This window comes from Streptococcus sp. SS-4456, assembly GCF_036680365.1.
Classification (GTDB): domain Bacteria; phylum Bacillota; class Bacilli; order Lactobacillales; family Streptococcaceae; genus Streptococcus.
Genome location: NZ_JAVIHI010000025.1, coordinates 23325 through 30772 on the forward strand (window position 1 = coordinate 23325; position 7448 = coordinate 30772).

The 7448-nt window shown below is 33.2% G+C and carries 9 protein-coding genes and 1 pseudogene; 1 reads left to right on the forward strand and 9 read right to left on the reverse strand.

The window, feature by feature from the left end:
- Window positions 1-18 precede the first annotated feature (18 nt).
- Both larB and RFK25_RS07770 read right to left on the reverse strand, forming a co-directional pair.
- On the reverse strand, window positions 19-681 hold the full coding sequence (gene larB, locus RFK25_RS07765; RefSeq protein ID WP_332412779.1) for a nickel pincer cofactor biosynthesis protein LarB: 663 nt from the start codon (window positions 679-681) through the stop codon (window positions 19-21).
- Window positions 682-777: 96 nt separating this feature from the next.
- Window positions 778-1302 carry a hypothetical protein gene (locus RFK25_RS07770; protein WP_332412780.1) on the reverse strand — a complete coding sequence of 175 codons (525 nt, stop codon included), beginning with the start codon at window positions 1300-1302 and terminating at the stop codon, window positions 778-780.
- On the opposite strand from RFK25_RS07770, the pseudogene RFK25_RS07775 reads away from it, so the two are divergent.
- Window positions 1291-1623 (forward strand): annotated as a pseudogene (locus RFK25_RS07775) (transposase); the annotation flags it as partial. The gene RFK25_RS07770 and the pseudogene RFK25_RS07775 sit on opposite strands and share 12 nt — an antisense overlap.
- Window positions 1624-1677: 54 nt before the next feature.
- Here RFK25_RS07775 and RFK25_RS07780 read toward each other — a convergent pair.
- The 7 genes from RFK25_RS07780 to RFK25_RS07810 form a co-directional block, all read right to left on the reverse strand.
- Complete coding sequence (locus RFK25_RS07780) at window positions 1678-3348, reverse strand: TaqI-like C-terminal specificity domain-containing protein (protein ID WP_332412781.1); 1671 nt, start codon at window positions 3346-3348, stop codon at window positions 1678-1680.
- Between the two features lie 59 nt (window positions 3349-3407).
- Window positions 3408-3959, reverse strand: coding sequence for a hypothetical protein (locus RFK25_RS07785; protein ID WP_332412782.1), 552 nt, complete (start codon window positions 3957-3959; stop codon window positions 3408-3410).
- Between the two features lies 1 nt (window position 3960).
- Window positions 3961-4929 carry a hypothetical protein gene (locus RFK25_RS07790; protein WP_332412783.1) on the reverse strand — a complete coding sequence of 323 codons (969 nt, stop codon included), beginning with the start codon at window positions 4927-4929 and terminating at the stop codon, window positions 3961-3963.
- An 851-nt stretch (window positions 4930-5780) separates the two neighbouring features.
- Entirely contained in the window at window positions 5781-6119 is a 339-nt protein-coding gene (gene cadX / locus RFK25_RS07795) for a Cd(II)/Zn(II)-sensing metalloregulatory transcriptional regulator CadX (RefSeq protein WP_332412784.1), read from the reverse strand.
- Between the two features lie 11 nt (window positions 6120-6130).
- Window positions 6131-6745: a CadD family cadmium resistance transporter gene (locus RFK25_RS07800; protein WP_332412785.1), complete on the reverse strand. Its 615-nt coding sequence runs from the start codon at window positions 6743-6745 to the stop codon at window positions 6131-6133.
- Between the two features lie 41 nt (window positions 6746-6786).
- Entirely contained in the window at window positions 6787-6951 is a 165-nt protein-coding gene (locus RFK25_RS07805) for a CpXC domain-containing protein (protein WP_228477087.1), read from the reverse strand.
- 269 nt (window positions 6952-7220) lie between these two features.
- Window positions 7221-7448, reverse strand: a 228-nt coding sequence (locus tag RFK25_RS07810; RefSeq protein ID WP_332412789.1) for a hypothetical protein, incomplete at its 5' end; no start/stop codon positions are given.

The following is a 7448-nucleotide window of genomic DNA, read 5'->3' on the forward strand; positions in this document are numbered from 1 at the left end:
TCATCTCTTTTTATAACACTAGGCTTGATTCATCAATTTTAAGATGAGCGAAGCTTGATAGGCAGCACCAAAACCATTATCGATATTGACTACACTAATTCCAGATGAACAGGAAGTCGTCATAGCCAAAAGTGTTGTTAAACCATCCAAATTTGCCCCATAACCAACAGAAGTTGGAACAGCAATTACTGGGACGGATACTAAGCCAAATACCACACTCGGAAGCGCACCTTCCATACCTGCTACTACAATAATGACGCTGGCTTCACGTAAGTTTTCTAATTTCCCTAACAAGCGGCCTAGCCCTGCCACACCTACATCCTGTATAGTATCGGTCTGACACCCCATCCATTGACAAACTACAGCTGCCTCTTCCACAACCTTGTAGTCAGAAGTTCCTGCAGATAGCACCAAAACCTTGCCATTTTTCATTGTCGGAAATGGTCTGCTGTACCAAATTTGGCTGGATTCAAAATAGAAGCCATTAGGCAGCTTATCCTCTAGCTCCTTCCATTTATCAAAAGATAATTTTGTAATCATGACAGGTTGATTGGCGGCATCCAATTTCAAAGCAACATCTAGAATCTGCTGTGTTGTTTTATGTAGTCCATAAATAATTTCAGGGAAGCCTTTGATACTGATTCTTTCAAGATCAACTTGAGTCATTTTCATTATATCCATGTTCTAACCTCCTAAAATTCAATATTTTATTATAACTATATAATACTAAATTTTAATAAAAATTGTAAGCGTTTTTTTAAAAATTGACTTATATTTTTATAAAAAGTTTACATTTCTATTATGAACAACCAGATATTTTTCTCTCATCTCCAAATCCATTTTAGAGTAAAGAAAAAGGCTAGCAGTATTTGGACTGCTAACTTGATAATGGTCAGTTTCAGATAAATTATTATAAGTGGCTTTAGAGTATTCCTCAATTATTGCATCTCGAATTTCATTAGCCGTACCTGCATTTGCCCTATTGAAAGACGCTTTAATCTGCCCTGGTACTTGCAAACCCACTTTATAAGCTTCAACTGGAATCACTACACCGATATCTAACTCTTTACTAAAAAAAGCTTCTGCTTTCCCTTTTGAGCGACAAATCCAATAATTACCCTCCAGAACCCTCGTCCAGAACAAATCATCGATTGCAACATTTCTAAAAATATTTAAAACTGGGTTGATTCTTTTCATACCGCTTCTGACAGTATTAAAATATGCTTCAAAAGTCTCAAACTCTCCTGCCCAACCGATGGCGAGAAACTGTTTGTGGTTACTTAAACAATAATCAATCAACATTACGAGCTCTATCAACTGTTGCTCTTCCACTTCCAAGAGAAGCAAGATGACCAGTTTTTTGGACTGGTTGAGGAGACGATTTCTAGCGTCAATCCTGTCTTTCAGACAGTTTTTAGAACATTTTTAAAGAACAGGGACAAGATTGTCAATGCCCTGAAACTGCCGTTCTCAAACGCCAAACTGGAAGCTACCAACAATCTCATCAAAATCATAAAGCGTAACGCTTTTGGCGTCAGAAACTTCGAAAACTTCAAAACTCGCATTTTCATTGCCATAAACATAAAACGAGAGAAGACAATTCCTGTCCTCTCTCGGTGTTAAATGGGTCGACCTTCTACAGTTGACAAAGAGCCTCTTTTTTTAAATTTTTAGTCCCTATAGGCCGTATACATTATAAATTATTTCATCAATGTCTTTCTGATTGTTTTTACCCTCACTAATAATTTCTTCCACAAGCATCGTCAAAGTATTATTAGTTTCAGAATCAATTTTAGGAAACGGAAGCTCCATTAAATTACCTTTAAGAACTTTTAATTCTCCAAACAACTTTTCATATAAAAATTGATACAAGCTAGAATTTAAAAATGCTAAAACTGTTTTAGTTGACATACCTGGTACATTCGGTATTAAGATATTAGCACTATTTAAGAAAAGACTAGAAGTGTCATCATATGCGAACATCAGCTTATTTGAGACAAATTTATAGACTAATTTTTCTTTAGCTCTATAGATTTCATCTCTAGCTACTTGCTGGAAAGAATCTCTATCGTAATGGATATAATTTTTAGCTTCTCTGAGCCTAAATTTATCAATTTCTTTGCCAGTATAAATCTTCTCTAGATTAGGACCATCACTAGACTTTAATTTTTCCTTGTTGTTTCCTGTAACAATTCCTAGTGCCCATTCGCTACTTGATAATGAATATGCTGATTTGCTTAAGACCTTTTCAATAATTTTTTCTTCCTGTGGTTTCAATAATGAAAACACCTTATTCTCTGTATGCTGAAAGGCAGTGTATTCAACATAAAATTCTTCATTTTTATTACGGACTTTTATTACACTAGTCTTAATACCCTTGATAAACTTCATACTAATAAAATTTGTTACAACTCCCGTAAATGAAGAACTATATTGATGTATTTCATTTAAATCCTGATTTAATATAATGAACTCGCGAATCACTTTATGCGACTTAACATTAAGAATTGACTCTGGGAACAGAAAATTGATTTTGCCTCTATTTTTCAATAGATTGTATGATTTTACAAAAAAGTGTACGAAAGATTCTTTTGAATCAATCAAATTAGAAACTATTTTTGTCTTATTACCCCAGGGTGGATTAGTTGCAATGTAATCAAAACTAGACTTTTTACCAAAGAACACCTCGTCTTGTAAAAAATCTCCACATAAAATTTGTGGTATAAAGTCAATGTCTTTATATAGAAGGATTAAGTTCAATTTTGCAATAAATACCGCAATTGGATCCTTTTCAATACCAAATAAACTTGATGGATCTTTTGTAGATACTCCCATCAAAAATGCACCACTTCCACAACAAGGATCTAAGAAACATTGCCCTTCTCTCAAATCAAATTCAGACAACATATCATTTACAATTTTCCTTGGTGTATAATAGGAACCATTTTTGTTCTTATCTCCCTCAGATAAAAGACTTTGATATAATGCACCTAGAAAATCTTCATTATGACTAAATCTAGGTATTGCCTCATCGATTTGTATCAAATCGATACTGTTTTCTTTTTGAAAATCAAGTAATATATCTTGAACTGATTGCCTCTCACAAATGCCCTCTGATTGTAATAAAATTACTGCAATGCTATAGATAATCTCAGGTATACTATACCCTATATACGATTCACATATTTTTTCAATAAGCTTAATTTTCGCAGTATCTAGTAGGTACTCAACAGGAATTATCTTTTTTAAAGATTTTTGTTTATTAGCACGACTTGTTAATTTACCATCTGTACTTGCTGAGAGTCTATCCCAATTTCGTCGTGTCGCATCTGAAATTATATTTTCCATTTGCCTCCTTTCAATCGTCTATATATTACCTCAAGTTAAACCTATTATCAAGTCATTGTTTAGCTATTTCCTAATGCTAAGAATAGCTCATAAAGTTCTTCATAGCTAACCCAACGATAAAACTGATTCTCAAAATGATACTGAATTGTTTTATCGTTTAAATGAAATTGCCCCTCACCTTCATTACCACGGTGTTGTTTGTTGGAGTAATTAGGCAATGAAAATACATCGTGACTATCCACCTTGAAAATTGCAATTCTATCTTGGAAGAATAATCCATAATAGAGAACATCAAATTCTGCAGTTTTTACCTGTTGAATGTTACAATCAAATTTTGAAGTATAGATGTCATGACTATCCATCATTCTATGCTCAACAGTAGAATCAAGAATTTGCTGAATAACATTCTGCTCAGTAATTGTGGACTTACTCTTCTTCATCACGGTTGAAAACTTTACTTCAATACGATTCATATCAGAATCAGTTAAATCATATGCCAAAGTACCTGACATTTCTACACTAACTAACGCCTTAATCATATACTCCGCAACTGTACCAAATCGTCTCGTGCGAAGAGAAAAAATTCCTTCTTTGAATTCTTGAATGTCCATGCTAATTTCCTCCGTCTTTTAATAAGTTATATAACTCCTCGTATGTCATTTCCTTTTCAACAAAACCACTCGTTTCCTTATGCCAAATGAAATTTGAATCCGTGATATGCATTTGACCTTCACCGTCATTTCCCTTATGCTGCTTATCAGATAACTTAGGAATCAGTTTGTAAAAAAGGTAAAAATCACTCTTATCACAGTATTCACTCAATCTCGATAATAATATTTCTATTTCTGTTCCTGTTTGAAGAATACTTTTTAATTCTTGGATATAGGCGATATCATTACTAAAATCAAGAATTTTATAATTATCATTAGGGAATTTGATTCTCCTAAGACCTTCTATTTCAACTTCTGCTGTTTCAAGTAAAGCTAGAATATTATTTTTATTGGGCTTTTCATCAATACCCAATCTACGACGGATATAACTTTCAACACCTTTCGAAAGTTCTGGAGTACTACTCTCATACTTACTTATACATTCATCAAATAATGATTTTATAATAGTTCCATTTGTAAAATAATTACTCTTTTTACTCAAAAAAATTATTGAGTAATTTTCCTTAATCGATTCACTGTCCACCTTAAATGTATAAATTTTATCACTAAAAAAGAGTCCATAGTATAGCACATCAAACTGAGACGGCTTTATCTGTTGAATATTGCAGTCAAACTCCCGTAAATTACTCGAAGAGACTTTTCTATCTTCACTCCCATCGGCACTTTTTAAACAAGTTTCTAAAACATTTTCAGGAGTAATAGGCTCAATTTCCTTTTTCCTTACACAAGAAAATTTTACTTCTATTTTTTGATTTGAACTATCAACTAGATCATATGCTTTATCTCCTGAGAATTCATATTCATACAACTTACAAAGCATTATTTCTGGAATTCTTCCAAACCGAATTGTCTCTAAATTGAATATTCCATTTTTAAGTTTTTCTGCATATTCTAATTCTGATACACTCATCTAAATACTTATTCTCCTGAAGGTTATGTTCAAGTAAATTATATCATATTTTGAGAAACAAGAATAGGCGGGGACATCTATTCCCTCATACTCCTTACTCCATGTCCCCCCTTTGTGTATACGGAAACAAATTCCTCTCAAATTCGCCAGCACTCCAGCTACCTCAACCGAGATAGTCACGCTGATACTACCCCACCCCAATACAAAAAGCCTTGCAATCAAGGCTTTTCATTATCCCTTTCGTTCAAAGGTTTCTAGGCTTTTACGAGCAAAGCACACACTCGACATGTGGTGATAGTGTCTACCAATATTATGAAACAAAATGACATTAGAAGTCGTTAAGAAGATACTATGGAACGAAATACTTGTATTACGTTCGCCATTTTTCCATAATAACTAAACTGGATGTACATTAGCCATCAGACCATGAGCTACAAAACATCTGTCATTTTGAAAGTCTGAAAAGTAAGAATCACTAATAAAACTAGCTTGTGCAACTTGCCGTTAAGTTTTTCAATTTCCTGTATGACATATGAAAGGACATTAAAATAATGAGAATCAGCTATAACAAACTTTTGAAATTATTAATTGATAAAAATATGAATAGCAAAAACATCTTTTTCCATTGGTGTATATGCTCAATATTATCATAAAATTTCTCAGGTAATTTTTTGTTATCACTATAATAAGTATATTCGCCAATTTCTACATTAGGGCGTTTAGGCAAATTACTAATATAGCAAACGCTCCTTATATCGTTTGGATATGTCATATACTAATACACACTTGAATAGACAACAAATGTCTACTAAGGTCTGTATGAATAAACTTAAAAGCAGTAAAAATATGTGTTATCCTAGTTGATTAAAAAGATCTCTGATTTCCTCATCTTTTATAAAATAATATATAATTTTCCCCTCTCTTCTAGTGTCCAAGATGTTTTGATTGGCTAGTTTACGAAGATGGTGGGAGGCAGATGCCATACTGAGATTTAGTAAACAGGCTATATCGCAGACACATAGTTCTTCAACAGCAAGGAGATAAAAGATGATATTTATCTGTTTATTATCGGTAAATTTTGATAAAATGCGAAGTGATTTTTGGACTTTTTCCTTTTCAAGGTAGTTCGTTGCGGTTGTAACATTTTGTTGATTTATAACATTCACTTGGCAGATACTATCTTTTTTCAAAATATTTTCTCCTAGCCTAACACAGTCCATAGCATGTCAAAACTGTTGTTTTCAATCAGGATATATATCCCCAATCCTAAATAAACAACGGCAATAAACCATTTGCTATATTTTTCCAAAGTTTCTCCAACAGAAGGGATTTGTGCCAACTTTTGGGCAGAAAAAACCAAGAGATAAATCATGACTAGAAAGGTAAGTAAAGCCACTATCAAATTTGCTAAATTTAAGGTAGTAAAATATGGGACAAAGACACCAATATTATCAGCACCACAACTTGCAAAAGTAATCATAGCGACTAGAAAAATCAGGTTTTTATTATCTTTGCTCAAACCTTCTTTGGCAATAGCTTCTCCATCAGAATCTCCTAAAAGCAAAACTTTGAGGCCTAGGAAAATTGGAATCAAACCGAGCAAACCTAAAATCTCTTTACTAGGAATATAATCTAAGACAAATGCAAAAAGCAAACTTAGCAATATTAGACTAACAGAGCCTAGAAATTGTCCTAAATAGATGTTAATGATGTCTTTTCTGCTTCTTCTTTTGGCAAAAAATAACATTAGGATAATAAGTAAGTCTACGGCTGTCCCAGAATACAGGATTATTGAAGTAACAACATTTTGAATCATAAAACACCTCATTCAAATATACTTTTGAATGAATTTTAACATTAAACTTTGTAGATGTCAAAGAGGTCATACTGAATAATTGTTTTTTGTTCTTCATCTACTACGACTGTTGGGTAATCAATTAGCACCATATAGTTACAGTTATGGCAGGTAAATTTAAAGAAATCCCAGTCCAAAATAGCAGAAACAATCTCAGGGGTCTTCACCGCATAAACCCTATCAAATCTTTCAAAAGTACTTTGTTTTCCGCAATTAGTGCAGTTTGTTTTTGTTAAAAAATTGTTGTCATTCTACTTTTCCTCTTCATCATTATTAAGTATGCAACTTGCTCTCACTTATTATATTCGCAATGCTAAATAAATTTGGGAATTTTTTTCAAAAAAAGTTAAATTGTATCAATTTCAGAACTCACACTTCAATCGACCATTTAGGTGATATTAGAGGTGGGTACGTTTCTATTCCCAAAAACTCCTTGTCAATGGAAACAAACACGTACCCACAGGGTAAATGGAAATAGAAACTGATAATTTCTAGCTATCACTTCTACTCCCTCCAAAAAATTACTCACTCTGATACATCCCCACCCCAAAGCAAAAAGCCTTGGTTTCAAGGCTTCAGATTGCAGACAAACATCGTTTTGGTGTTTGTCTTTTTTACTGTTTTTAGAGAAAAATGGCTGTTTTAATGCTGAAACCACCCCATC